This window comes from Streptomyces sp. NPDC033136, from assembly GCF_055578235.1.
Genome location: NZ_JBVIPD010000013.1, coordinates 177,606 through 201,303, shown reverse-complemented (window position 1 = coordinate 201,303; position 23,698 = coordinate 177,606). Strand labels below are relative to the sequence as shown.

General features: G+C 72.4%; 25 protein-coding genes. 17 read left to right on the top strand and 8 right to left on the bottom strand.

The annotated features are described in order from the left end of the window. The first annotated feature begins 9 nt into the window (after window positions 1-9). Window positions 10-279, top strand: a complete 270-nt coding sequence (locus ACZ5TL_RS24300; protein WP_468592310.1) for a group II intron maturase-specific domain-containing protein — start codon at window positions 10-12, stop codon at window positions 277-279. Window positions 280-593: 314 nt separating this feature from the next. Here the strand turns inward: ACZ5TL_RS24300 and ACZ5TL_RS24295 are convergent, their stop codons facing one another. After that, on the bottom strand, window positions 594-893 hold the full coding sequence (locus ACZ5TL_RS24295) for an NIPSNAP family protein (protein WP_468592300.1): 300 nt from the start codon (window positions 891-893) through the stop codon (window positions 594-596). A 299-nt stretch (window positions 894-1,192) separates the two neighbouring features. Here ACZ5TL_RS24295 and ACZ5TL_RS24290 point away from each other — a divergent pair, with 299 nt between their 5' ends. From ACZ5TL_RS24290 to ACZ5TL_RS24270, 5 genes are all read left to right on the top strand, one after another. After that, window positions 1,193-2,158, top strand: a complete 966-nt coding sequence (locus ACZ5TL_RS24290) for a helix-turn-helix domain-containing protein (protein ID WP_468592298.1) — start codon at window positions 1,193-1,195, stop codon at window positions 2,156-2,158. A gap of 52 nt (window positions 2,159-2,210) precedes the next feature. Next, window positions 2,211-2,828, top strand: coding sequence for a Uma2 family endonuclease (locus ACZ5TL_RS24285; protein ID WP_468592296.1), 618 nt, complete (start codon window positions 2,211-2,213; stop codon window positions 2,826-2,828). 100 nt (window positions 2,829-2,928) lie between these two features. Beyond that, window positions 2,929-3,789: an N-acetyl-1-D-myo-inositol-2-amino-2-deoxy-alpha-D-glucopyranoside deacetylase gene (mshB, locus tag ACZ5TL_RS24280; RefSeq protein ID WP_468592295.1), complete on the top strand. Its 861-nt coding sequence runs from the start codon at window positions 2,929-2,931 to the stop codon at window positions 3,787-3,789. Beyond that, window positions 3,786-4,196 (top strand): DUF6113 family protein, encoded by a 411-nt coding sequence (locus tag ACZ5TL_RS24275; RefSeq protein WP_468592294.1) that lies wholly within the window; start codon window positions 3,786-3,788, stop codon window positions 4,194-4,196. The genes mshB and ACZ5TL_RS24275 overlap by 4 nt, the downstream gene beginning before the upstream one ends. Before the next feature lie 156 nt (window positions 4,197-4,352). Beyond that, window positions 4,353-7,019, top strand: a complete 2,667-nt coding sequence (locus tag ACZ5TL_RS24270) for a hypothetical protein (RefSeq protein ID WP_468592292.1) — start codon at window positions 4,353-4,355, stop codon at window positions 7,017-7,019. 111 nt (window positions 7,020-7,130) lie between these two features. On the opposite strand, the gene ACZ5TL_RS24265 is transcribed toward ACZ5TL_RS24270, so the two are convergent. Further along, window positions 7,131-7,982, bottom strand: a complete 852-nt coding sequence (locus tag ACZ5TL_RS24265; protein ID WP_468592291.1) for a transglutaminase family protein — start codon at window positions 7,980-7,982, stop codon at window positions 7,131-7,133. 17 nt (window positions 7,983-7,999) lie between these two features. Beyond that, window positions 8,000-9,031, bottom strand: a complete 1,032-nt coding sequence (locus tag ACZ5TL_RS24260; protein ID WP_468592290.1) for a GNAT family N-acetyltransferase — start codon at window positions 9,029-9,031, stop codon at window positions 8,000-8,002. Window positions 9,032-9,171: 140 nt separating this feature from the next. Here ACZ5TL_RS24260 and fdxA point away from each other — a divergent pair, with 140 nt between their 5' ends. Together fdxA and ACZ5TL_RS24250 are read left to right on the top strand one after the other, a co-directional pair. Next, entirely contained in the window at window positions 9,172-9,492 is a 321-nt protein-coding gene (gene fdxA, locus ACZ5TL_RS24255) for a ferredoxin (RefSeq protein ID WP_003973842.1), read from the top strand. A gap of 136 nt (window positions 9,493-9,628) precedes the next feature. After that, window positions 9,629-10,720: a bifunctional succinyldiaminopimelate transaminase/glutamate-prephenate aminotransferase gene (locus ACZ5TL_RS24250; RefSeq protein ID WP_468592289.1), complete on the top strand. Its 1,092-nt coding sequence runs from the start codon at window positions 9,629-9,631 to the stop codon at window positions 10,718-10,720. Window positions 10,721-10,822: 102 nt separating this feature from the next. On the opposite strand, the gene ACZ5TL_RS24245 is transcribed toward ACZ5TL_RS24250, so the two are convergent. Next, entirely contained in the window at window positions 10,823-11,269 is a 447-nt protein-coding gene (locus ACZ5TL_RS24245; protein WP_468592288.1) for an ATP-binding protein, read from the bottom strand. 347 nt (window positions 11,270-11,616) lie between these two features. Then, window positions 11,617-12,600 carry a VldE C-terminal domain-containing protein gene (locus ACZ5TL_RS24240; RefSeq protein ID WP_468592287.1) on the bottom strand — a complete coding sequence of 328 codons (984 nt, stop codon included), beginning with the start codon at window positions 12,598-12,600 and terminating at the stop codon, window positions 11,617-11,619. 85 nt (window positions 12,601-12,685) lie between these two features. On the opposite strand from ACZ5TL_RS24240, the gene dapE reads away from it, so the two are divergent. Both dapE and ACZ5TL_RS24230 read left to right on the top strand, forming a co-directional pair. Next, complete coding sequence (gene dapE / locus ACZ5TL_RS24235; protein WP_468592286.1) at window positions 12,686-13,765, top strand: succinyl-diaminopimelate desuccinylase; 1,080 nt, start codon at window positions 12,686-12,688, stop codon at window positions 13,763-13,765. Between the two features lie 121 nt (window positions 13,766-13,886). Further along, window positions 13,887-14,645 carry an LOG family protein gene (locus tag ACZ5TL_RS24230; RefSeq protein ID WP_468592285.1) on the top strand — a complete coding sequence of 253 codons (759 nt, stop codon included), beginning with the start codon at window positions 13,887-13,889 and terminating at the stop codon, window positions 14,643-14,645. Between the two features lie 57 nt (window positions 14,646-14,702). Here the strand turns inward: ACZ5TL_RS24230 and folP are convergent, their stop codons facing one another. Further along, window positions 14,703-15,563 (bottom strand): dihydropteroate synthase, encoded by an 861-nt coding sequence (gene folP / locus ACZ5TL_RS24225; RefSeq protein WP_468592284.1) that lies wholly within the window; start codon window positions 15,561-15,563, stop codon window positions 14,703-14,705. A 143-nt stretch (window positions 15,564-15,706) separates the two neighbouring features. Here folP and ACZ5TL_RS24220 point away from each other — a divergent pair, with 143 nt between their 5' ends. Together ACZ5TL_RS24220 and ACZ5TL_RS24215 are read left to right on the top strand one after the other, a co-directional pair. After that, the gene (locus ACZ5TL_RS24220; RefSeq protein WP_468592283.1) at window positions 15,707-16,096 is read left to right on the top strand and encodes a DivIVA domain-containing protein; all 390 of its coding nucleotides are present in this window, start codon (window positions 15,707-15,709) and stop codon (window positions 16,094-16,096) included. Beyond that, window positions 16,093-16,680: a DNA-3-methyladenine glycosylase I gene (locus tag ACZ5TL_RS24215; RefSeq protein ID WP_468592281.1), complete on the top strand. Its 588-nt coding sequence runs from the start codon at window positions 16,093-16,095 to the stop codon at window positions 16,678-16,680. The genes ACZ5TL_RS24220 and ACZ5TL_RS24215 overlap by 4 nt, the downstream gene beginning before the upstream one ends. Window positions 16,681-16,803: 123 nt before the next feature. On the opposite strand, the gene chcB is transcribed toward ACZ5TL_RS24215, so the two are convergent. Then, window positions 16,804-17,607 (bottom strand): 2-cyclohexenylcarbonyl CoA isomerase, encoded by an 804-nt coding sequence (gene chcB, locus ACZ5TL_RS24210; protein WP_468592279.1) that lies wholly within the window; start codon window positions 17,605-17,607, stop codon window positions 16,804-16,806. A 384-nt stretch (window positions 17,608-17,991) separates the two neighbouring features. Between chcB and ACZ5TL_RS24205 the strand changes: the two genes are divergently transcribed. Beyond that, entirely contained in the window at window positions 17,992-18,159 is a 168-nt protein-coding gene (locus ACZ5TL_RS24205) for a DUF3117 domain-containing protein (RefSeq protein ID WP_003966491.1), read from the top strand. 124 nt (window positions 18,160-18,283) lie between these two features. Here the strand turns inward: ACZ5TL_RS24205 and ACZ5TL_RS24200 are convergent, their stop codons facing one another. Continuing rightward, complete coding sequence (locus ACZ5TL_RS24200; RefSeq protein WP_468592308.1) at window positions 18,284-18,979, bottom strand: O-methyltransferase; 696 nt, start codon at window positions 18,977-18,979, stop codon at window positions 18,284-18,286. Window positions 18,980-19,143: 164 nt separating this feature from the next. Here ACZ5TL_RS24200 and sigE point away from each other — a divergent pair, with 164 nt between their 5' ends. The 4 genes from sigE (at window position 19,144) to ACZ5TL_RS24180 (ending at window position 23,599) form a co-directional block, all read left to right on the top strand. Beyond that, the gene (sigE, locus tag ACZ5TL_RS24195; RefSeq protein ID WP_468592278.1) at window positions 19,144-19,917 is read left to right on the top strand and encodes an RNA polymerase sigma factor SigE; all 774 of its coding nucleotides are present in this window, start codon (window positions 19,144-19,146) and stop codon (window positions 19,915-19,917) included. Next, window positions 19,914-20,957, top strand: a complete 1,044-nt coding sequence (locus tag ACZ5TL_RS24190) for an anti-sigma factor family protein (RefSeq protein ID WP_468592276.1) — start codon at window positions 19,914-19,916, stop codon at window positions 20,955-20,957. The genes sigE and ACZ5TL_RS24190 overlap by 4 nt, the downstream gene beginning before the upstream one ends. Window positions 20,958-21,089: 132 nt before the next feature. After that, window positions 21,090-22,937: a S1C family serine protease gene (locus ACZ5TL_RS24185; RefSeq protein WP_468592275.1), complete on the top strand. Its 1,848-nt coding sequence runs from the start codon at window positions 21,090-21,092 to the stop codon at window positions 22,935-22,937. 218 nt (window positions 22,938-23,155) lie between these two features. Further along, window positions 23,156-23,599, top strand: coding sequence for a sec-independent translocase (locus tag ACZ5TL_RS24180; RefSeq protein ID WP_468592274.1), 444 nt, complete (start codon window positions 23,156-23,158; stop codon window positions 23,597-23,599). Window positions 23,600-23,698 lie beyond the last annotated feature (99 nt).

Below are 23,698 nucleotides of genomic sequence, written 5' to 3'. Positions count from 1 at the left end.
CTGAACTCGGTGTTGCGGGGATGGTGCGCGTACTTCCGTCCTGGAGTGTCGAACGTCGCTTTCTGTTACCTCAGCCACTACGCGTGGATTAGGGTGACCCGATGGATCCGGCGCAAGCATCCCAGGACTACTTGGAAGCAGCTCCGTCGACGTTATTACGGTGGTGGCTGGTGGCCCGCCACGGAGGAAGTGGAACTGTTCAACCCGGCCAAGGTAAGCACGACCAGATACCGATACCGGGGAACACTCATCCCGACCCCGTGGCCCACTGCGGCATGAGGAACTGAAAACCCCGAAACGGGATTTGTGGAGAGCCCGGTGCCCGGAGACGGGCACGCCGGGTTCGGGAGGCGGCTCGGGGAAACCCACTGGTGGAAACATCAGCAGGGCGCCCCGAGTCGACCTCACCGACGGCTCGGTGCGCTATGCCGTCGATCAGCTGCCGCCGAGGCCAGACGGGCGGCCGTCCCGTTTTCGTGCCCTTCGGCAGCAATGGCTCCAGCACCGCCCTCTGTTCGTCCGTGAGATCTCCTCGTGCCATGAGTCGTGGTCCTTCATAGCTCGAGATCTACTTTCGATACGCGGCCTAGTGATCAGTAGGCCGGTTCGACCGTGCTCTCTTCGGTGCGGACAAGGTAGTCGTCCGGGTTCAGGTCCATCGCTTCGCGCTTGGGTGACGACCAGTACAACGCGTTGCGCTCGGCGAAGGCCTCCGGGCCCTCGTAGGAGATCAGCCAGACGAACTGATTGCGCTCACGGTCCACCCAGGCTCCTCCGATCGTGAATCCCAATTCCAGTCGCAGTGGGACGATCTCTCTCCGCCACCGCTGCACCCACTCGTCGAGCAGGCCGTCCCGGACCGTGTACGTACGCAGTTGTGTGGTCTTCGGCATGGCAGACATCCTCTCCGAGCGGCGGAGCCGGTGTGCCGCCGGAACCCGAAAGCTCGTGCTTCGGCGAAAGGGGCACTCTCTTTTTCCAAGAACCACGGCGAAATGACCTCACCAAACCCCACCTCTCCCGTCCGCGACGGCCGCTCACCCGCGCGAGTGAACATCGGCAACTCGACTGGATTCCCAGCCCCTTGCTGGCTCTACGCTCGGCGCAACACAACCACAGACATGCGACGGCCCCCGCCGGGACGGCAATCCCAGTGCGAGGGCCTGACCACCGAGGAAGGTAGAGCTTCCCGATGGGTACCCAGAACCCTAGCGTGCCCCCGCACGCCCAGGCCCGCGTTGCGGGCAACAAGCACCCGAACCGGCGGCCCGGCGCGGCCCACCGCATCGGCGGACTCCAGCACGAGAACACCCGCCACACCACCCGCTTCACGGTGATCGGCAACCACCTGGCCCAGCACAAAGAGCTCTCGCTCCTCGCCATCGGGCTCGGCACGCACCTCCAGTCGTTGCCCGGGGGCGCCCCGGCCGACATCAAGACCCTCGCCGCCCGGTTCCCCGAGGGAGCCACCCGGATCGCCGCCGCCCTGCGCGAACTGGAGGCCCACGGCTACCTGCGCCGCGAACGCGTTCGCACGCCCACCGGCCGCATCGTCACCCGCACGATCTCCTGCAACCAGCCGGCAGCGGCCCGCCACCGTCCCGAGACCCATGAGCGCCCCGAGATCCACGACCGCCCCGAGGCCCGAGCCGCGTCGGCACCGCAGCACCGGGAGGCGTGCGAGGAAAGCACGACGCACCCCACGCGGGCGGCGCGCGGGGAACGCGCACCCCGCAAGCCGCTCCCGGACGTACCGCGCCCCGCGTACCCCGCCCCCGCGCTCCTCCAGGCCGCCACCGACCTCCTCGCGGACCTCCACCGCCACGACCCCGGACTGCTCCTCTCCGCCGACGACGCGGCCCACCTGGCCCCCGGTGTCGCCACCTGGCTGGAACGGGACGTGAGCCCCGCCGCCGTACGCCGCGCCCTGACCGCCGACCTGCCGCCCGAGGGCGTACGACGGCCCGCCGCCTTCCTGGCCCGCCGTCTCGCCGACCAGCTCCCGCCCCCGGCCCCGTTCCGTGCACCGGCCGCCGCCCCGTCGCCGCCCGTGCGGCATCCGATGCGGAACTGCGACGGCTGCGACCGCGGCTTCCGCTCACCCGACCCCGCAGCCCGCTGCCGCGACTGCCGCACCGACCTCGATGAGGCCGCCTAGCATGAACGTGACGATCCTTGCCCCTGGGCACAGACGACGAGGAGCGAGCGCCATGACCATCGCATCCGGCAACGCGCGGCGGGACGGCTCCCATCTGTACCGGGCCATGAGGGATGTCGTGCAGTCGATGGACGACACCCTCCCCGGGAAGTTCGAAGTCACCAAGGAAGGGATCGTGCACGACATGATGTCGCCGGGAGGCCCGCACGAGGTCACGGCCGCGCACGTCAGCCGCCGTCTGGAGAAGGTCATGCCGGACGAGTTGCTGGCCCACAACGGCACGCCCGACGTGGAAGACGTGCCCGAGGGCATCATGCGGCACCCGGACGTGATGGTGATCGCCTGGGCCGATCTCGACGTCGAAGGCTCCGTCGACCCACGTACGGTCGTCGCCGCCATCGAGATCGTCTCCCGGTCCAACCCGGAGAACGACTGGGTGGGCAAGATGCGCGACTACCCGCTGCTCGGCATCCCGATCTACGTGATCTTCGACCCCCGTACCGGCAGCGGTGCCGTCTTCACCGACATCCACTCCACCCCGGAGGGCCCCCGCTACGCGGTGCGCAAGAACTTCGTCTACGGCGAGGACGTCACCATCGGTGAGTGGACCATCTCCACGAGCGGCCTGCCGTGCTACGAGAGCGAGGGCACAGGAGAAGCCGAGTCGTGAAGGGCGTGGTCCGGGATCCGAGGGGGCTGCATCGGTCACCTACGGCGTCGAGCACCTGGGTACGGGCGACCGGCGGTCCGGTGCCTCATAGGGTGGTCCCATGACGGAACTGCCCTCCCGGCGTCTGCTGCTGGTGCACGCGCACCCGGACGACGAGTCGATCAACAACGGCGCGACCATGGCCAGGTACGCGGCCGAGGGTGCACACGTCACCCTGGTCACGTGCACGCTCGGTGAGCGCGGCGAGGTCATCCCGCCCGGGCTCGCGCACCTGAGCGGCCCCGCCCTGGGCCGGCACCGCCGCCAGGAACTCGCCGCCGCCATGGCCGAGCTCGGCGTCCAGGACGTCCGCCTGCTCGGCGGCGCCGGGCGCTACAGCGACTCCGGGATGATGGGCCTGCCCGACAACGACGACCCCGCCTGCTTCTGGCAGGCCGACGTGGACGAGGCCGCCGCGCACCTCGCCGAGGTGATCCGCGAGGTACGGCCCCAGGTCCTCGTCACCTACGACGACAACGGCGGCTACGGCCACCCCGACCACATCCAGGCCCACCGCGTCGCCATGCGCGCCGCCGAGCTGGCCGCCGACGCCGGCCGGCCGATCCCCAAGACCTACTGGAACCGGGTGCCCCGGCCCGTTGTGGAGGAGTCGTTCGCGCGGCTCCGGGAGGACCTGCCCGGCACCCCCTTCACCAAGGCGGCCGAGGCCGACGACGTACCGGGTGTCGTGGCCGAGGAGCGGATCACCACGGTGATCGACGGCACCGCGTACGCCGCCGCCAAGGCCGCCGCGATGCGCGCCCACGCCACCCAGATCACCGTGGCGGAACCGTACTTCGTGCTGTCCAACGAACTCGCCCAGCCGATCCTCACGACCGAGTACTACGAGCTGGTGCGGGGTGAGCGCGATCCGGGCGAGCGGGAGACGGACCTGTTCGCCGGTGTGGAGGAGACCTCATGAACGACCGGACGCCGATGCTCGCCCAGCCGGTGCGGCCGCCCTCCGCCGGACGGATCAGTGCGTACCTGGGGTTCTTCGTGCTCGGGGCCGTGGTCGGTGTGGCCGGGGCGCTCGTGCAGCCCGGGTGGTTCCCGGGCGGGCTGCTGCTCGCCCTCGCCGGTCTGGCCGGAGCCGTTCTGGGGGCCGCGCGCGTCACCCGGGGCCGGGCCGGGGGTGCTGCGGTCGCCGCCGGATGGATGCTCGCCGTCATCCTGCTCACCGCCAGCCGCCCCGAGGGCGACTTCCTCTTCGCCGCGGGAAGCGGCTCCTATCTCTTCCTGCTCGGGGGCATCGGTGTGGCTGTGATGTGTGCCACCCTCGCCCCGAGGCGGCAACCGGACGGCGACCCCGTCCGACTTGGCAAGTGACGTACCACTTCGCCAGGACGCGCCCGTGGGGGTCCGGTGTGACTTTCCCCAGCGGTCCTGGGATACGGGCGAGAGGTGGCCAGTATGGTGGTGCGCGCCGCCGAGCTGCCCGCGTGAGGTCGTGACGGGCGGCGGAGCCAACCGGGAGAACCTGCCTTGAGTCGTGAAACTGACACGCCGTCCTCCGGCCCCAACGGGCGCGGTGGAGCCGCCTACCCGTCGGGTACGCCGCCGTACGGGACCCCGATGGTCTCCGACGCCGGTACGGACGCGGGCCGTTCGGCCACGCGGCCGGAGGAACGCAAGACCGAGACCACGCTGACGACCCGGATCCGGATCAACATCCCCGGATCGCGGCCCATTCCGCCGGTCGTGATGCGCAAGCCCGTCACGGAGGCGGACGGCTCGAACGACACCGACACGCGCGGTGAGGCCACTCCGGCGCCGGGTGCCGCAACGTCCCAGGGCACAGGCCCGGTCGCGCCTCCCGCCGACCCCGCCCAGCCGGGCGACGACAAGCCGGCCAGCGACTGGTTCGCGCCCCGCAAGTCCGGCCCGGCCAAGGGCGGTCCGGGCAGCGGCTCCACGAACGGGGCCGGGCTGCCGGGCGGTTCGGGTCCTGCGGCGGGCGGTCCGGCTTCGGGTGCTCCCGGTACCGGGGCGTCAGGACCCGGCACCGGCGCGTCCGGTGGGGCGCGGCCCGGTGCCGGGCGGCCCGGAGGCGTGGTCGGTTCCATGAGCGTGCCGGGCGGCTCCCGGTCCGGCGGTACGAACGGTGCGGGGCTCCCGGGCGGCGCGACCGGCGGACCCGTCGCACCCGGGCACGGCGGCGGCACCGGCTCCTTCGATGTCACCGAGGCACTGGCGGCGGGCCCGCTGGGCAACGGCTCGCGTCCCGCCCCGGGCAAGGGCGGCGGCGAACCGCGCCGCGACGACCTGCCGTACTTCTCGGACAACGGCAACGGCAACGGCAACGGCAACCGCGACGGCGGCCCGGGCGCGTCCCACGGCTTCGGCGAGCCGGGCGGACGCGGCGGTGCCGGTGCCCGGGGCCCGGCCGGGCCGACGGGCGGTCCGGTCACCGGGGACGGTCCGATGGTGCCGCCGGCCGGTGGTCCCGGTGGTTTCGCCGGGCAGGGCGGGCCCGGCGGTCCGGGTGGTCCCGGCGCCTACGAGCCCAGCGGTCCGGGTGGGCCCGGCGGCTACAGCGCGCCCGGTGGCCCCGGTGCGCCCGGCGGCTACGGCAACGCGCCCGGCGCACCGGGTGGGCCCAACGGTCCGGGTGGGCCCGACGGCGTCCACGCGCCTGGCGGTCCCGGCGGCCCCGGCAACCCGGGCGGCTTCGGCGAGCCGGGCAGGCCCGGCCGCCCCGGCGGGCCCGAGAACTTCAGCGATCCCGGCGGCCCCGGCGCCCCTGGCACCTTCAACGACCCCGGCCGGCCGGGAGGCCCCGGCGCACCCGCCGGCCCTGGGGCCATAGGGGGCGGCCCGGGCGGATCCCGCGCACCCGCCGGTCCCGGCGGCTCTGGCGGCCCCGCGGGACCGGGCGCCCCCGGCCCTCTGGCCGGTCCCCCCGGCAGCACCACCGCTCCCGGCGCCGCAGGCCCCGGCCCCGGCGGCGGCATGAGCGACGACACCGCCATCCTCACCCCGCAGAAGCCCGCCCCCGAACCCCCGGACGGCCAGGGCTACGGCGGCCCCCGCCACGACAACGTCTCCGGGCACACCGTCACCAGCGGCATCCCGGTCGTCCCGCCCGGCGCGGCCTCCCCGTTCGGCCCGGGCGCGCCCGGCGACGGCCCGGTGCAGCACACGGCTCCGAAGCTGCCCGAGCCGGTCTCCCCGCCTCCGGCGAGCTCCTCGAAGGCGCCCAAGAAGAAGGGGCGCAACAAGCTCGTGCTGCTCGCCGCCGGCGTGGTCGTCCTGGCCGGTGGTGCCTACGGTGCCGGCCTGCTGATGAACCGCACCGACGTGCCCAAGGGCACCACCGTGCTCGGCGTGGACATCGGCGGCACCACCCGCGACGGCGCGGTCAAGAAGCTCGACGCGGCCTTCGACGACCGCGTCGGCAAGGAGCTGAAGCTGTCGGTGGGCGGCAAGACCGTGGCCCTCGCCCCGGACAACGCGGGCCTCCAGTTCGACATGGACGCCACGGCCGAAGCGGCGGCGAAGAGCGACTACAACCCGGTCTCCGTGATCGGCTCGCTCTTCGGCAACCACCGCGTCGTCACACCCGTCATGCCCATCGACGAGGAGAAGCTGCACGCCTCTCTGAAGAGCGCGGTCGGCGGCGCCGGAGCCGGCTCGGTCACCGAGGGCACGATCAAGTTCGAGCGGGGCAAGGCCGTCCCCGTCTACGGCAAGGCCGGCAAGGGCATCGACCTCGCCAAGTCGACGACAGCGGTGGAGGAGGCGTACCGCGCTCAGGTGGAGACCGGTTCGACCACGCCGGTGTCCGTCCCGACGACCGAACAGCAGCCGAAGATCACCAACGCCGAGGTCGACCGGATGATGAACAAGTTCGCCAAACCGGCGATGTCGGGCATCGTCACGGTCGAGGCGGACGGGGTGGCGGTCAAGTTCAGCCCCGAGAACTCCCTGTGGAAGTTCCTCCGCGTCAAGGCGGTCGACAACAAGCTGGTCGAGTACTACGACAAGGCCGCGCTGAAGGAGCTGTACGGCGGTGCCTACGACGACGTACTGATCACGCGGGGCAACGGCAAGAAGACCCCCGTGACGCCCGACGACGTCATCGTCGCCATGCGACCGGCCCTGCTGGGCAAGACGGCGGCGGACCGCGTAGGTGTGATCGAGACCAGTTAGGCGCAGGACGATCGAGGGGGGCGCTCCGGTTCAGGGCCGGAGCGCCCCCCTCGCCCCGTCCCAAAGCCCCACAGCGAGACCCCGTCACGAAGGCCCCACGGCGAGAAGGCGTCAGTTGAGCATCGCCCGGGCCGCCAGAGCCTCCCCCCGCAGCCGCTCGGCCGCGGACTCGTCCACCGCCCCCACCACCTCCGCGTAGGCCTCCAGCTCCGAGGACCCGCTCAGGAACTCACCGCGCCGCACCAGCAACTGCGCCCGCTCGTACCGCAGCCGAGCCGGATGCGACGGCAGCAGCAGCGACAGGTCGACCGCCCACAGCGCCACGTCCGACCGCTCGGGCCGGGCCGCGGCCCAGGCCCGCACGTTGTTCAGGATCCGCAGCACCACATCCAGCGGATCGGCCGGCCGCAGCATCGCCGCATCCAGGTGTGCCCCGGTCGCCCCGGCCACCAGCACCTCCGCGTCCGCCCCGCTCAGCACCCGCCCCCCGTCGAACGGGTCCGCCAGCACCTGCCCCTCCTCGGGCCCGAAGCCGACCACGAAATGCCCCGGCAGAGCCACCCCGTACACCGGCGCCCCGGCCCGCCGGGCGACCTCCATCCACACCACGGACAGCAGGATCGGCAACCCTCTGCGCCGCACCAGCACCGCGTGCAGCAGTGAGGACTCCAGCCGCCGGTAGTCGGCCGGCGTGCCGTGGAAGCCCAGCCGCTCACCGAGCAGCTCCCGCAGGGCCACCGCCCACGCCCGCGGCCCGCCGGGCCGGAACGGCAGCAGGCCGGCGAGCCGGTCCAGCTCGACCTGAGCGGCGTCCAGGCCCCTCTCGTCGAGCTCCCCGTCAGCCTCCGCGCCCATCAGCAGACACAGCGTCGACAGATCGGGCCGCTCGGACCGGGCCTCTTCGGCGAACCGCCGCCGCAGCTCGGCGGAACGCTCCGGAGGCGGGGGGCAGGGGGAACCCATACCTGGCTCGTGCCCCGTCACGGTGATCCGTTACCGGCCGGTGTGCCGCCGGCGTCCGGCGCCCGGTAGTGGTGGTAGGCGTGGTGCGCGGCGAACCCCATCCCGGCGTACAGCGCCCGCGCTCCCGCGTTCTCGGCCTCGACCTGGAGCCAGGCGGCCGACGCGCCCTCGTCGAGGGCCTGGCGGGCCAGCGCGGCCATCACGGCCGTACCGAGCCCCTGGCGCCGCAGTGCCGGATCGACCTCGACGGCGGCGAACCCCGCCCACCGCCCGTCGACCACGCACCGCCCGATGGCGGCCGGAGGCGACCCCTCCGCCGCACCGGGCACGGTCGCGAACCACACCGACGGCCCGCCCTGGAGCACCCGCAGCGCCACCTCGCTCACGCCCTTGCGCTGGTACCGGGCCAGCCACCCCTCGTCGGCCTCCCGGGACAGCAGGGCCCCCGCCGGGTCGCCCCCGTCGGCGATCGGCGCCAGCGGCCCGAGCCACAGTTCGGCGGTCACCTCCCGCACCCAGCCCCGCTCCTCCAGCTCGGCGCAGAGCAGCTCCTGCGTGCCCTCGGCACCGGTCGCGGTCTGCACGTAGGCGGGCAGCCCGCGCTCGCCGTACCACCGCCGGACCGTGCCGAGCGCCTCGTCGAGCGGCACACCGGGGTCGCCCAGCGGCAGCACCGAGTTGGCCCGCCGCGTGAACCCGGACGCGGCCCGTAGCTCCCATTCCCCGAGCCGCTCGCTCTCGGCGGGCCGCCAGGCCCGCGCGGCGACCCGGGCCAGCTCCTCGTAGGAGGCGGCCGGACCGCGGCGACGCGCCGGAGCGGCGGGCACGATCTTGCCCGCGACCAGCGCGGATTCCGCGATACGGACGCTCTCGCCACTCTTCCGTGTGATCAGCAGCACACCGTTGTTCCATGATGTGAGAACACCGACCGTGTCGGTGAACCTCTCACCCGGAGCCTCATGTTCGGTCAAGCTCCGCACGGAGACCCGTTTGCCCACGTCAGCAGTGGTGATACGGACCTCGAGTCGCCCGGCGGCAGAGATTTCCACAGGTCAGTTCACCCCTCCTGTTCGGATCATGCCCAGGAACGGAGATACTAGGGGCGGGCATCGACGACGCCGCGCTCCCGCGCGCCAGGCGGCGGAGCCTGAGGAGGCCCGCCAGCGCCCTATCGAGGAGGAACGACAGCGTGACCTACGTCATCGCGCAGCCTTGTGTCGACGTGAAGGACAAGGCGTGCATCGAGGAGTGCCCGGTCGACTGCATCTACGAGGGCCAGCGGTCCTTGTACATCCACCCGGACGAATGCGTCGACTGTGGTGCCTGTGAGCCGGTCTGCCCGGTCGAGGCGATCTTCTACGAGGACGACACTCCGGAGGAGTGGAAGGACTACTACAAGGCGAACGTCGAGTTCTTCGACGAGCTCGGTTCGCCCGGCGGTGCCAGCAAGCTCGGGCTGATCGAGCGGGACCACCCGTTCGTCGCCGCGCTGCCGCCGCAGAACCAGTAAGAGCGGCCCGCACCCCGTGCCGCCTCGGTCCCGTACGGCCTGATCACACCGCTGATCGCCGTACGGGGCCGAGGCGTTTGCCGCGAGGCGTTTGCCGTCACCCGGCTCGTACGTGCCAGAAAGTGAGCCAGAACCCGTGTCCGCAGTCTCCGACCGCCTCCCCACCTTCCCCTGGGACAAGCTGACGCCGTACAAGGCCACGGCCGCCGCCCACCCGGACGGCATCGTCGACCTGTCCGTCGGCACCCCGGTCGACCCGGTCCCCGAGCTGATCCAGAAAGCGCTGGTCGTGGCGGCGGACTCGCCGGGCTATCCGACCGTCTGGGGCACGCCCGAGCTGCGCGACGCGATCACCGGCTGGGTCGAGCGCCGCCTCGGCGCCCGGGAGGTCACCCACCGCCACGTCCTGCCGATCGTCGGCTCCAAGGAACTCGTCGCCTGGCTCCCGACCCAGCTGGGCCTCGGCCCCGGCGACCGGGTGGCTTTCCCGCGCCTGGCGTACCCGACGTACGAGGTGGGCGCGCGGCTGGCCCGCGCCGAGTACGAGGCCTACGACGATCCGGCCGAGCTGGACCCCGAGGGCCTGAAGCTCCTCTGGCTGAACTCGCCGTCGAACCCCACGGGCAGGGTCCTCTCCAAGGAGGAGCTGACCCGGGTCGTCGCCTGGGCCCGCTCGCACGGCGTCCTGGTCTTCTCGGACGAGTGCTACCTGGAGCTGGGCTGGGAGGCCGACCCGGTCTCGGTGCTGCACCCGGACGTCAACGGCGGCTCGTACGAAGGCATCGTCTCCGTCCACTCCCTGTCCAAGCGCTCGAACCTGGCGGGCTACCGCGCGGCCTTCCTGGCCGGCGACCCGGCGGTTCTCGGGCCGCTCCTGGAGATCCGCAAGCACGGCGGCATGATGACGTCGGCGCCGACCCAGGCGGCCGTGGTGGCGGCCCTGGGCGACGACGAGCACGTCCGCGTCCAGCGCGAGCGCTACGCCGCCCGCCGCGCACTCCTGCGCGAGGCCCTCCTCGCCCACGGCTTCCGCATCGAGCACAGCGAGGCGAGCCTCTACCTGTGGGCCACGCGGGGCGAGTCCTGCTGGGACACGGTCGCCCACCTCGCGGAACGGGGCATCCTGGTGGCTCCGGGCGACTTCTACGGCCCCGCGGGCGCTCAGTTCGTCCGCGTGGCGCTGACGGCGACGGACGAGCGGGTGGCGGCGGCCGTACGGCGTCTGTGACCGCTGCGCGCCGCGCACATGCCGAAGGGGTCCAGGGAAGCTCCCTGGACCCCTTCGGTGTCAGGACCGGCCGTCAGCCGACCGGGGTCGGTGTCAGGACCGTCAGCCGACCGGCAGGCTCTTCACCGGCAGCGAGTCCGCGGACGGCACGCCACCCTTGGCCAGGGAGTCCGTCGGCAGACCGCCCTTGGCCGAACCGGCCGCGTCACCGACGAGCTGCTCGGCGGAACCCGCGGCGTCACCGGCCGCCTTCTGCGCGACGGGGGTGGTCTTCTTGACCGCCTTGCCATCGGTCTTGCCCGCGGCGGGCACCGCCTTCTTGACGGTCTTGGCGCCGGTGTCACCCGCGGACTCGGTGACGTTCTGCGCCGCACCGTCGACCGTGTTGCCGACGTTCGCCCCGTCCAGGGCGGTCAGGCCGCCGAGGTTGGGGGTGGCCGGCAGCTCGGGGGCCGCGCTGGCGGAGCCGGCCGCACCGACCCCGGCAGCCGCCCCCGCAGCGACGATCAGCGCGGCACGGGCGATCCGGCGGGTCAGGGGGAGGGACATGGTGCTCCTTCGACGGAGAGAACAGTGAGGTTCGTGAAGTGTCCGACCGGGGTCCGGGAGTTGATCGACTGGCTGTTGATCGCCCCGACTCGGACGCAGTGACTACCGCTCGAAGCCCGCGAAGGTTGCGGCACCGCAACGTAAAGAGTTGGCAATGCGTCGCATAATCGGCTGCGGATGAAACCGGGCAAAGAGGTCCTCGCCGGAAAGTCTGCCGAATCCTTCCCGCCCTTTGTTCGCAAGGGTTCTCAGGGTTTCCGAGTGAGGGTGCGAAAAACCCGCGCACACCATCGCCGCCGAGCCGCCCCGGTAACTCGCGAGGGTGAGGTCCCGCACCCCTGCGCGAGCTACCTCATCGTGACGATACGCACCGCTTCCGCGTCGCGCTCCGCGCCCGCGGTGCCCTTCGCTGCGACGTCCCGCCATTCCCTGGCGGTGTTCCCGGCGACCCACTCCCGCCCCTCGTAGGTGACGCGCGCGATGTGCAGTTCGGAGGCGTTGGCCACGGCCCAGTGCGCCAGCTGCCAGCCCCGCTGGTCCAGGCTCCGGCCGTCCGCGGCACTCGTGTCGGTGGCCACCGGCAGCGTCACGGTCCGCTCGCCCTCCTCGTCCGTCGCGCTCCGGGACGGCGTGGGCGTGGCCGCCGAGGTGCCGCCCACCTCGGCAGCGGCCGGCTCCAGCACATCGCGCCCGAAGTCGCGCGCGTGCGCGGCACGCACCCCGTCCGGGCCCGTCGCCCGGGTCGCGGCCGGGCGGCCCTCGCAGGTCAGCGTGGCCGCCGACTGCCCGGTGAGGGCGGCGGCGAGCAGCGCGGCGTCCGGCTCGTGCTTGGCGTAGGCCTCCGGGAAGCCGCTGCGCTGCACCCGCTGCGCGGCGACGGTGAGCGGCAGCCGCGTGTACCCGGGCACCTTGACGAGGTGGTCGTAGAACTCACCGGCCGAGTAGGCCGGGTCCATGATCTCCTTCGGCGTGCCCCAGCCCTGCGAGGGCCGCTGCTGGAACAGGCCGAGCGAGTCCCGGTCGCCGTAGTCGATGTTGCGCAGGCTGGACTCCTGGAGCGCGGTCGCCAGCGCGATGGTGACGGCCCGCTCCGGCAGGCCGCGCGCGGTCCCCACGGCGGTGATCGTCGCCGCGTTGACCGCCTGCTCGGGCGTGAACTCGTACGACGCCCCGTCCCTCTTGCCGGAGACGACGGTGCAGCCCGGCCCGCCCGCGCCCCCGGTGACGTACTGCACGACGAGGTAGCCGGCGACCGCGAGCAGGATCACGAAGGCGGATCCGTATCGGAAGAGGCGGCCACGGCGCTTGGGAGAGAGAGACTGCTCTGGCACGCCGTACAAGGTACTGGAGAGTACGGAGTCGTATGTGCCAAGTGTGGACAGTGAGCACGAGGCCTGGCGCGTTAGGGTCGACGGCATGGCCGACACCTCGCTTGACCTCACGCTGGACGCCGCGGAGCTCACCGCCCGGCTCGTCGACTTCCGATCGGAGAGCGGCACCGAGAAGCCGCTCGCGGACGCCGTCGAGACGGCGCTGCGCGCGCTGCCCCACCTGACGGTCGACCGGTACGGCAACAACGTCGTGGCCCGTACGAACCTGGGCCGCGCGGAGCGGGTGATCCTGGCCGGACACATCGACACCGTCCCGATCGCGGACAACGTCCCCTCCCGGCTCGACGAGGACGGCGTCCTGTGGGGCTGCGGCACCTGCGACATGAAGTCGGGCGTCGCCGTGCAGCTGCGCATCGCCGCCACGGTCCCGGCCCCGAACCGCGACCTGACCTTCGTCTTCTACGACAACGAGGAGGTCGCCGCGGAGCTCAACGGCCTCAAGCACGTCTGTGAGGCCCACCCCGATTGGCTGGAGGGCGACTTCGCGGTGCTGCTGGAACCGTCGGACGGCCAGGTCGAGGGCGGCTGCCAGGGCACCCTCCGTGTGCTGCTGAGGACCACGGGCGAGCGGGCCCACTCGGCACGCGGCTGGATGGGCTCCAACGCGATCCACGCGGCGGCCCCGATCCTCGCCCGACTCGCCTCCTACGAGCCGCGCCGGCCGGTGATCGACGGTCTGGAGTACCGCGAGGGGCTGAACGCGGTCGGCATCACCGGAGGAGTCGCCGGCAACGTGATCCCCGACGAATGCGTCGTCACCGTCAACTTCCGCTACGCGCCCGACCGCACGCCCGAGGACGCCGTCGCCCACGTCCGCGAGGTCTTCGCGGACTGCGGGGTCGCGGAGTTCGAGGTCGTCGACCACAGCGGCGCGGCGATGCCGGGCCTGTCCCACCCGGCGGCCAAGGCGTTCATCGAGGCCGTCGGCGGCACCCCGATGCCGAAGTACGGCTGGACCGACGTCTCCCGCTTCTCCGCGCTGGGCGTCCCCGCGGTCAACTACGGTCCCGGCAACCCCCACTTGGCGCACAAGCGGGACGAGCGCGTGGAGATCGCCAAGATCCTCGCGGGCGAGGAGCGACTGAGGAACTGGCTGACCGCCTGACCCCGACGGGACGCCGTGGTGTGTTTACGGCGCACCATCGCGGACATGCTCACGTCCCTCGTTCGTAACCCGCGTAGATCTACGCTGAGGTGGAAAGACAGGCACGACGGAGGGAGCGCACATGGCGACCGGCAACCCCGAGGGGAAGAAGCAGCCGCCGGAGGAGAAGCGCCTGGGCCCGGTCCTCCGCAGGCGGGACCAGGTGCAGGCCAGCACGACCGACCAGCGGCTGCTGGACGCCGGCGGGCCCTCCGACTGGGTCCACACCGACCCCTGGCGCGTGCTGCGCATCCAGTCGGAGTTCATCGAGGGCTTCGGCACGCTGGCCGAACTCCCGCCCGCGATCAGCGTGTTCGGCTCGGCCCGGACCCCGGCGGACTCGCCCGAGTACGAGGCGGGCGTCCGGCTGGGCCGGGGCCTGGTGGAGGCGGGCTTCGCGGTCATCACGGGCGGCGGCCCGGGCGCGATGGAGGCGGCCAACAAGGGTGCCCTGGAGGCCAAGGGCCTCTCGGTCGGCCTCGGTATCGAACTGCCCTTCGAGCAGGGGCTGAACCCGTACGTCGACATCGGCCTCAACTTCCGCTACTTCTTCGTCCGGAAGATGATGTTCGTCAAGTACGCCCAGGGCTTCGTCGTCCTGCCCGGCGGCCTCGGCACCCTCGACGAACTCTTCGAGGCCCTCACCCTCGTCCAGACCCAGAAGGTCACCCGCTTCCCCATCGTCCTCTTCGGCAGCGCCTACTGGGGCGGCCTGGTGGACTGGCTCCGCGGCACGGTCATCGCCCAGGGCAAGGCGGCGGAGAAGGACCTGCTGCTGTTCCACGTGACGGACGACGTGGACGAGGCGGTGGCGCTGGTGTCGAAGGAAGCGGGCCGCTAGCTGGGGGACGGGACCGGGCCGGGGCCAGGGGGCGGGCCGAGCTCCCTGGTGCCTCGGTCAGGCCAGCCCCCGCCGGGCAACGGCAGGCACCCGGTGCCCCGCGATCGCCGAGACCATGTCCAGGACCTGCCGCGTCTCGCCGACCTCGTGCACCCGGTACACCTGCGCCCCCAGCCACGCGGACACGGCCGTGGTCGCCAGCGTACCGATGACCCGCTCCTTCACGGGCCGGTCCAGCGTCTCCCCGACGAAGTCCTTGTTGGACAGCGACACCAGCACGGGCCACCCCGTGGCGACCATCTCGTCCAGCCGCCGCGTCGCCTCCAGGCTGTGCCGCGTGTTCTTCCCGAAGTCGTGCCCGGGGTCGATCATCACCGACTCCCGCGGCACCCCCAGCGACACCGCCCGCTCGGCCAGCCCGACCGTCACCTCCAGGATGTCGGCCATGACATCGCCGTACTCGACCCGGTGCGGGCGGGTCCGCGGCTCCGCGCCGCCCGCGTGCGTGCACACCAGCCCCACCCCGTACCGCGCCGCGACCTCCGCGAGGCCGGGGTCGACCCCGCCCCACGCGTCGTTCAGCACGTCAGCCCCGGCCTCGCACACGGCCTCCCCGACGTCGGCACGCCACGTGTCCACGCTGATGATCACGTCCGGGAACCGCCGCCGCACCTCCGCGACGAACCCGACCGTCCGCCGGGCCTCCTCCTCGGCCGTGACCTCCTCGCCCGGCCCGGCCTTGACCCCGCCGATGTCGACGATCGCGGCCCCCTCGGCCACCGCCCGCTCCACGCGCGCGAGGGCCGGTTCGTCACGGAAGGTGGCGCCCTGGTCGTAGAAGGAGTCAGGGGTCCGGTTCACGATCGCCATGATCACCGGCTCGTGCGGCCCGAATTCCCGCCTGCCCAGCCTGAGCATCCGCTGTGACCTTTCCTGGTACGTCCCCGTCTTCCGCCGCCTGCGACCCTAACTGTCGGACCCGCATGGCACGATCGGACCCTGACAACATCCGACTCGGAGGACTCCGGGAGTCCGAACCGTCCGACCGTGGGGGCCCCGCGATGGTTATGTTCCTGTTCCTGGTCGTCGCGCTCGCCGTCGTGGTCGCCGCGGTGACCCTCGCCGTGGTGGGCGGCGGCGAGAACGGCCCGCTGCCCGAGGCCGCCCCCGAGCGGCTGCGGGACCCGCTGCCACCGGACCGCCCGGTCGGCCGCGCGGACGTGGAGAGCCTCCGCTTCCCGCTCGCCGCCCGCGGCTACCGCATGGCCGACGTGGACGACGCCCTCAGCCGCCTGGGCGCCGAGCTCGCCGAACGCGACGCCCGCATCGCCGACCTGGAGTCGGCCCTCGCGGGCGCCCGGACGGCCTCCGCCCACGGGCCGCTGCACCCGTCCGGGGAGCACCACGTCTCCATGGACAAGCCCGCCCCGGGTCGGGAGGACCGGCCGTGAGTGACGGCGCCGCCCTCGCCGGCCCGGACGGCGCGCCGCGCTGCCCCTGGGCCCTGTCCGCCCCGGAGTACGTGACGTACCACGACGAGGAGTGGGGCCGACCGGTCCACGGCGACGACGCGCTCTTCGAGCGGCTGAGCCTGGAGGCCTTCCAGTCCGGCCTGTCCTGGATCACGATCCTGCGCCGCCGCCCCGGCTTCCGCGCCGCCTTCGCCGACTTCAAGATCGTCTCGGTGGCCGCCTTCACCGACGAGGACCGCGAGCGCCTCCTGGCCGACGCCGGGATCATCCGCAACCGGGCCAAGATCGACGCGACCCTCGCCAACGCGCGTGCGCTCGCCGCATGGCCCCCGGGCGACCTGGACGAACTGATCTGGTCCCACGCCCCGGACCCGGCCGGCCGCCCGGCCCCGAAGACGCTTTCCGACGTCCCGCCCGTCACGCCCGAGTCGACAGCCCTGTCCAAGGCCCTCAAGAAGCGCGGCCTCCGCTTCGTGGGCCCGACAACGGCGTACGCGCTCATGCAGGCGTGCGGCCTGGTGAACGACCACCTGGAAACGTGCATGGCGAGGAACGCCCGGTAAGGGGTCCTTTCACCATGAGCGTCCGACCCGGACGGGCATAGTGAAAGGCCCCCTGAGGGGCGCGGGGAACTGCGCGACCGGCCACGGCGAACCCGCGCCCCCGACGGCGCTCAGACCCCGGACTCACCGGCCCAGGTACTTCGGCTTCTCCTTGTTGACGAAGGCCTGCACCGCGATGGCGTGATCCTCGGACGAACCGGCCCGGGTCTGGAGCTCGTCCTCCTTCTCCAGGGTCTCCTCCAGGGAGTGCGTCAGCCCGTAGCCCATCGACTCCTTCAGCGCCGCGTACGCCACCGTCGGCCCCTCGGCCAGCGCCCGGGCCACCTTCCCGGCCTCGGCACGCAGCTCGCCCGCCGGCACCAGCCGGTTGGCGATGCCGAGCTCGTACGCCTCCTGGGCGTTGATGCTCCGGGGGAAGAGCAGCAGGTCAGCGGCCCGCCCGGGGCCGACCACGCGCGGCAGTGTCCAGGAGACCCCCGAGTCGGCGGTCAGTGCCACTCCGGCGAACGAGGTGTTGAACGCGGCCGTGTCCGCCACGATCCGGTAGTCCGCCGCGAGCGCGAAGCCGAAGCCCGCCCCGGCCGCCACCCCGTTCACGGCGGCGACGACCGGCTTCGCCGCCCCGGCCAGTGCCCGCACGATCGGGTTGTAGTGCTCCCGCACCGTGCTCATGGTCTGCCCCGACCCCGTCTCCCGGTCCTGGATCAGCAGCCCGATGTGCTCCTTGAGGTCCTGCCCGACACAGAACGCCCGGTCACCGGCGGCGGTCAGCAGCACCGCCCGCACGGCGGAGTCGTCCACCGCGGACCGGACCGCCTCCCGCAGGGCGACCTTGGTCTCCACGTTCAGCGCGTTCATCGCCTCCGGGCGGTTCAGCGTGATCGTCGCGAGCCCGTCGCTCACCTCGTAGAGCACGGTGTCGGCCATGGCGTATCCCCTCCGTGTCGCTGCTCGGGGACGTACCGGCCGGTACGTCCCGGGTCTGCAGGACAGCATGACGGAGATCGCCGACGGGAGACCGGACCGGACGTGTGACCTGCGTCAAAGAATTCTCGCCCGGATTCGTTCGGCGGATGTGTGTGCGGTGGCGGAGTATCGCAGTCTCACCGCCGAATTGAGTGGTTTTGCTCGCGTGCGTTGCCCAAGCGATGCCTGCTGATGTTGGTCATCGGGTCCTGAGATGCGGGATAATGGCTTGGAAGCAATGTGTTCGATGCCGGTGTCGCGAGTCCTGCCACAAGGGCCGCACGTGTGCCCTTCTCAGGGCCGTCGGCTTTGACGATGAGCTGGGTTTCAGGAAGGGGAACGAGCATGGCGGCCATGAAGCCGCGGACGGGTGATGGCCCGCTCGAGGTGACCAAGGAGGGGCGGGGCATCGTCATGCGAGTTCCGCTCGAGGGCGGCGGTCGGCTCGTCGTCGAGCTGACCCCGGACGAGGCCGACGCGCTCGGCGACGCCCTCAAGAAGGTTGTCGGCTGACGCGCAGGCGACCATACCCTTTCAGCTGCCCCGGCCTCACCTGAGGTTCCGGGGCGGCTGTTTTCTCACCGCTGACTCTCGCCTGCCCCGGCTGCGGAGCCGCTAACGCACGACCCGGCTGCGGCTACCGCTTCACCGCGCACAGCAGGCCGTCGCCCACCGGCAGCAGGGACGGCACCAGTTCCTGGCTCTCGCGCACCGCGCGCAGCAGTTCCCGCAGCCGCAGGACCTCCGTGGGCTGCGGGCCGGAGTCCACCGTCCGGCCGTTGGCGAAGACGCCCTCGAAGACGACCAGCCCGCCGGGGCGCAGCAGACGCAACGATTCAGCGAGGTAGTCCATGACCTCGAGACGGTCTCCGTCGCAGAAGACGAGGTCGTAACCGGCGTCGGCGAGGCGGGGCAGCACGTCCAGGGCGCGGCCCGGGATGAAGCGGGACCGGTTGCTGGCGAAGCCGGAGGCGCGAAAGGCCTGGCGGGCGAACTGCTGGTGCTCCGGCTCGGGATCCACGGTCGTCAGGACACCGTCGGGCCGCATACCGTGCAGGAGGTGGATCCCGGAGACGCCGCAGCCGGTCCCGATCTCGGCGACGGCCTTCGCGTCGACGGAGGCGGCCAGCAACCGCAGCGCGGCGCCCGTGCCGGGCGACACCGAGCGCAGCCCTGCCTCACGGGCCCGGTCACGGGCCCAGTGCAGCGCTTCGTCCTCGGCGACATAGGCGTCGGCGAACGCCCAGCTCGTCTGCCGGTTGCCGGTAATGACCCTCTCCTGTCCCCGTGAATGCCTGGCGTGACTGTATCCGTTGGGTGCGGGAACCCGCAGATGGGACCGGTCGTTTAAAGGGATGAGCGAGTGGCGTGGGCCGGGACGGGGGGCAGGCGGTGGGCCAGGGCGCCGAGCAAGTGCCGACGCAGCAGCACGAGGCGTATCAGCACAGATCAAATTCTCGTAAAACCGCTTATCCGGTCCTAACGGGCGAGGTGGCTATGGTAGGGGCTCCACTGGACACCACCAGAGCTGACAGGGGAGGTGCGGCTGCGTCTGTGGATCGCGGAGGAGTGCTGCGGCGCTTCCTCGGATCGGCGGGCAGGCCGACATCCGTGAACGACACCGCTGCTGACCACAGCCACGCCGCTGACTTCGCCCAGACCGCGACCTTCACCACCGACGCGGACGGGCAGGCGTGGACTCCGCCCACGTGGGAGGAGATCGTCAGTACGCACAGCGCCCGGGTCTACCGGCTCGCCTACCGCCTGACCGGCAACCAGCACGACGCGGAGGACCTCACGCAGGAGGTCTTCGTCCGCGTCTTCCGCTCCCTGTCGACCTACACGCCGGGCACCTTCGAGGGCTGGCTGCACCGCATCACGACGAACCTGTTCCTGGACATGGTCCGCCGCAAGCAGCGCATCCGCTTCGACGCCCTCGGCGAGGACGCCGCCGAGCGGCTGCCCAGCAAGGAGCCCTCGCCCCAGCAGGTCTTCAACGACGCGCACTTCGACGCGGACGTCCAGCAGGCCCTCGACACGCTCGCTCCCGAGTTCCGTGCCGCGGTCGTCCTGTGCGACATCGAAGGACTGTCGTACGAGGAGATCGCCGCGACCCTCGGAGTGAAGCTCGGTACGGTCCGTTCGCGGATCCACCGAGGCCGCTCCCAGCTGCGCAAGGCCCTCGCGCACCGCTCCCCGGAGGCGCGTGCCGAGCGCCACTCCTTCGTGCCCCGCGTTGCCGCACTGGGAGGAGGGGGCGCGAGCGCGTGAGCGGATCACGGCCGAAAGCTTCCGAGGGACACCTCGCAGAGCAGCACCTGGGAGACCGACTCTCCGCCCTGGTGGACGGAGAGCTCGGTCATGACGCGCGTGAGCGCGTACTGGCGCACGTGGCCACCTGCCCGAAGTGCAAGGCGGAGGTGGACGCCCAGCGCCGGCTGAAGAACGTCTTCGCGGAGGCGGCCCCGCCGCCCCCGTCCGAGAGCTTCCTGGCCCGCCTGCAGGGACTACCCGCGGGCGGCGGCCCGGACGGTGATGTCATGCCGCCGGGCGGGGGAGGGCTGCCCGGCGGGCTGCCCGGGCGCTTCGGATCGTCCGGGGTCTTCGGAGTGAAGCGCGGCGAGCGGTTCGAGTTCGGGTACGTCCCGGCCCGGCCGCACCTCCCCGTGCCGCCGTCCTCCGCGGGGAGCGGGCGCCTCCCGGCGGGCGGCAGCGGCCTGCCCTCCGACCACCACGGTCTTCCTCCTGGAGGCCGGGGCTTCCGCATCCACGAGGTCGGCCGGCACGACACGGACAGATCCTCCTCGCGGCTGCGGTTCGCCTTCGCGGCCGCCGGTGCCGTTTCCCTGGCGGCTATCGCCCTGGGCGGCGTGGCCACCGTCACCCCGACCGACACCGAGGCCCGCGGCGGCTCCGGCACGGGGAGCAACGTGACGCCGATGCGCACGCAGGGCACGGGGGCCGCGACGGCGCCCGAGTCCCAGCGGCGCCGGAGCACGGGGCCGCTGCTCGGACAGGGGCACGGCCAGAACCCGCTGGGCCACGCCCCGGTCGCCCCGACCGAGGTGTCCGCGCCGCTGCTGCCCGGGATCTCCCCCGCCGCCCGGCATTACCCCCACGCGCTGACCGCCCCGGTGGTGGCCGGTGCCGCCGCCGTGTCCCCGCTGATACGTCCGCTGGAGGCGGCTCCGCCGGCCGCCCTGGCCTCGTGGTCGGCGGTCCCCGAGATCACGGCCCCCCTGCTCGCCGTGCCCCTCGCCGATCCGACCTCGTCCCCCTCCGCGTCCTCCTCCTCGCGGGCGGCCCGCTGACGGGCCCTGCGCACCGGCCCGCGAACCTGATTGAATCCGGGGGTTGCCGCCCGCGGCCGAGGCGTGGCGGGGCGGCCGATTTCGACGAACAGCGGCCACCGCGACGAGCCGTGCCGCGGCTGTGGGGAGAGCATGAACGAGGGGAAGCCCACGAAGGCGAAGTGGTGGAGTCGTCCACGGCCGCAGGACCTCTCGGGGGAGCCGGAGGCCTCCGTCGACACCGACGGGGACTTCGAGCTGGCCCGGCCTGTGGTCCGGCAGGACGACGACGCGGGCGACTACGAGCTGAGGCGTCCCGAGGCGGTGCCGGCCGAGGGCGCCGTGGAAGTGCCCGCCGTGCGGGGCGAGGGCGCGGGTGAGGTGCCTGCCGTGCGCGGCGAGGGTGCCGTCGTGGAGGCCGCCGTGCCTGCCGAGGCTGCTCTCAAACCGCTGCACGATCCCGATCCCTACAGCACTCCGCCCTACGGCGAACCGGGCCCCTGGGCGCCCGCCCCGCCCGTCCAGCATCCGGCGGCGACACCGGCGCAGGGAGTCGCGATACCGGCGCAGGGCGTGGCGATACCGGGCCGGCCGGCCCCGCCGGACGCGCCCGTCCCGCCGGCGCAGCAGGGCATGCCGACGGTGCCGCCCCCGAGCGGCCCTGCCCCTGCCCCTGCCGCGCCGGTGCCGGCTCAGGCGCCGGTCCCCAGCACCCCTGTGCCCATGCCGACCGCGCCCGCCTATGCCGACGCCCCGGCCCCGGTCCCGGCGCCCGCCGCCCCCGCTCCCGGCCCCTGGCAGCGCTACGACCCCTGGGCGGCTCCCGCGGCCCCCGGCGGTCACGGCCCGCTCCAGCAGAACGGCGCCGCCGTGCTGAGCACGGAGCAGCGTCGCAAGCGGGGCAGGAAGGCGCTGGTGACCGGGGCCGTGGTGCTCGCGCTCGCGTCCGGGGGCATCGGCGGTGCCGTCGGGACGTATCTGGAGCGGAACGGGGGCGTCGGGAGCGTCGAGCTGCCGCAGGCCGGGAAGGAGACCGCCGCGCGGGACGCGGACAGCGTGGCCGGGATCGCCGGGCGGGCCCTGCCCAGCGTGGTCACCCTGCATGTGAGCGGCTCCGGGGAACAGGGCACGGGCACCGGCTTCGTGCTCGACGGCCGCGGGCACATCCTCACCAACAACCACGTCGTGCGGCCCGCCGGGACCGGCGGCGAGATCACCGTGACCTTCAACGGCGGGGAGACCGCCCAGGCCGAGGTCATCGGCCGGGACAGCGGCTACGACCTCGCGGTCGTGAAGGTGAAGGGCGTGCGCGGACTCACCCCCCTGCCCCTCGGCAACTCGGACAACGTGCAGGTCGGCGACCCGGTCGTGGCCATCGGCGCCCCCTTCGACCTGGCCGGCACCGTCACCTCCGGCATCATCAGCGCCAAGCAGCGGCCCATCACGGCCGGCGGCGAGAAGGGCGACGGCAGCGACGTGTCGTACGTCGACGCGCTGCAGACCGACGCGCCCATCAACCCCGGCAACTCCGGCGGCCCCCTGCTCGACGCCGACGCCCGGGTGATCGGCATCAACTCGGCCATCCGCTCGGCGGACAGCGGCTCCGACCTGGACAGCGCACGGTCCGGCTCGATAGGCCTCGGGTTCGCCATCCCCATCAACCAGGGCAAGCGCGTCGCCGAGGAACTGATCAACACCGGGAAGGCGACCCACCCGGTCATCGGCATCACCCTGGACATGGACTACACCGGCGACGGCGCTCGCGTGGCCACCGAGGGCAGTGAGGGCGGGCCGCCGGTCACCACGGGCGGCCCGGGTGCCAAGGCCGGCATCAAGGCGGGCGACGTCATCACCGAGGTCGACGGCCGGCGTGTCCACTCCGGGGAGGAACTGGTCGTCAAGACCCGTGCCCACCGCCCCGGCGACCGCCTGGAGCTCACCGTGGAGCGCGGCGGTGAGGAGCGGACGGTCTCGCTCGTCCTCGGATCGTCCGGTGGTTGAGATGATCTCCGGGGGTCGCGGGGACGGCTCGCCGGGCCCCCCGCGAGCGGACCGGAGAGGCAGACAGTCGGGAGAGCGCTCCCACCTCCCGCACGCGGAGGCGCCGGGACAGTACCGGTCGGACAGGATCGCCGGGTACCGTGGATCCGGCCCGGGCCACGGCAGGACCCGCACCGACCACGAGGGCCGAGGACCGAGGACATCGCTAGGAGCTTCAGGTGTTCAATGACATAGGCTCACTCGAGCTGGTGACGCTCATCGTCCTTGCCGTGCTCGTCTTCGGTCCGGAGAAGCTCCCCAAGGTCATCCAGGACGTGACGCGCACGATCCGGAAGATCCGTGACTTCTCGGAGAGCGCCAAGAACGACATCCGGGAGGAACTCGGCCCGGAGTTCAAGGACTTCGAGTTCGAGGACCTAAACCCGAAGACGTACCTCCGCAAGCAGCTGGACAACGAGGACTTGGGGCTTAAGGAGATCCGCAACGGCTTCGACCTCAAGAAGGAGATGGCCGAGGTCACCGACGCCGTTCACGGCCGTGACCCGGACACATCGCCCTCGTCGTCCTCCTCCGGCTCCTCCGGCGGCCGCATCGACATGACCAAGAAGCCCGAGACGCCCGCCCGGGACGACCGGCCGCCCTTCGACATGGACGCCACCTGAGCGATCCGCCGCCAGGGTGTGCGCCCCGGCGCGCGTGACGCGTCTCATACTCCGGTCGGGCTGTGTACGGCCTGTTCCAGGCGCCCGTGCGGCCCACGC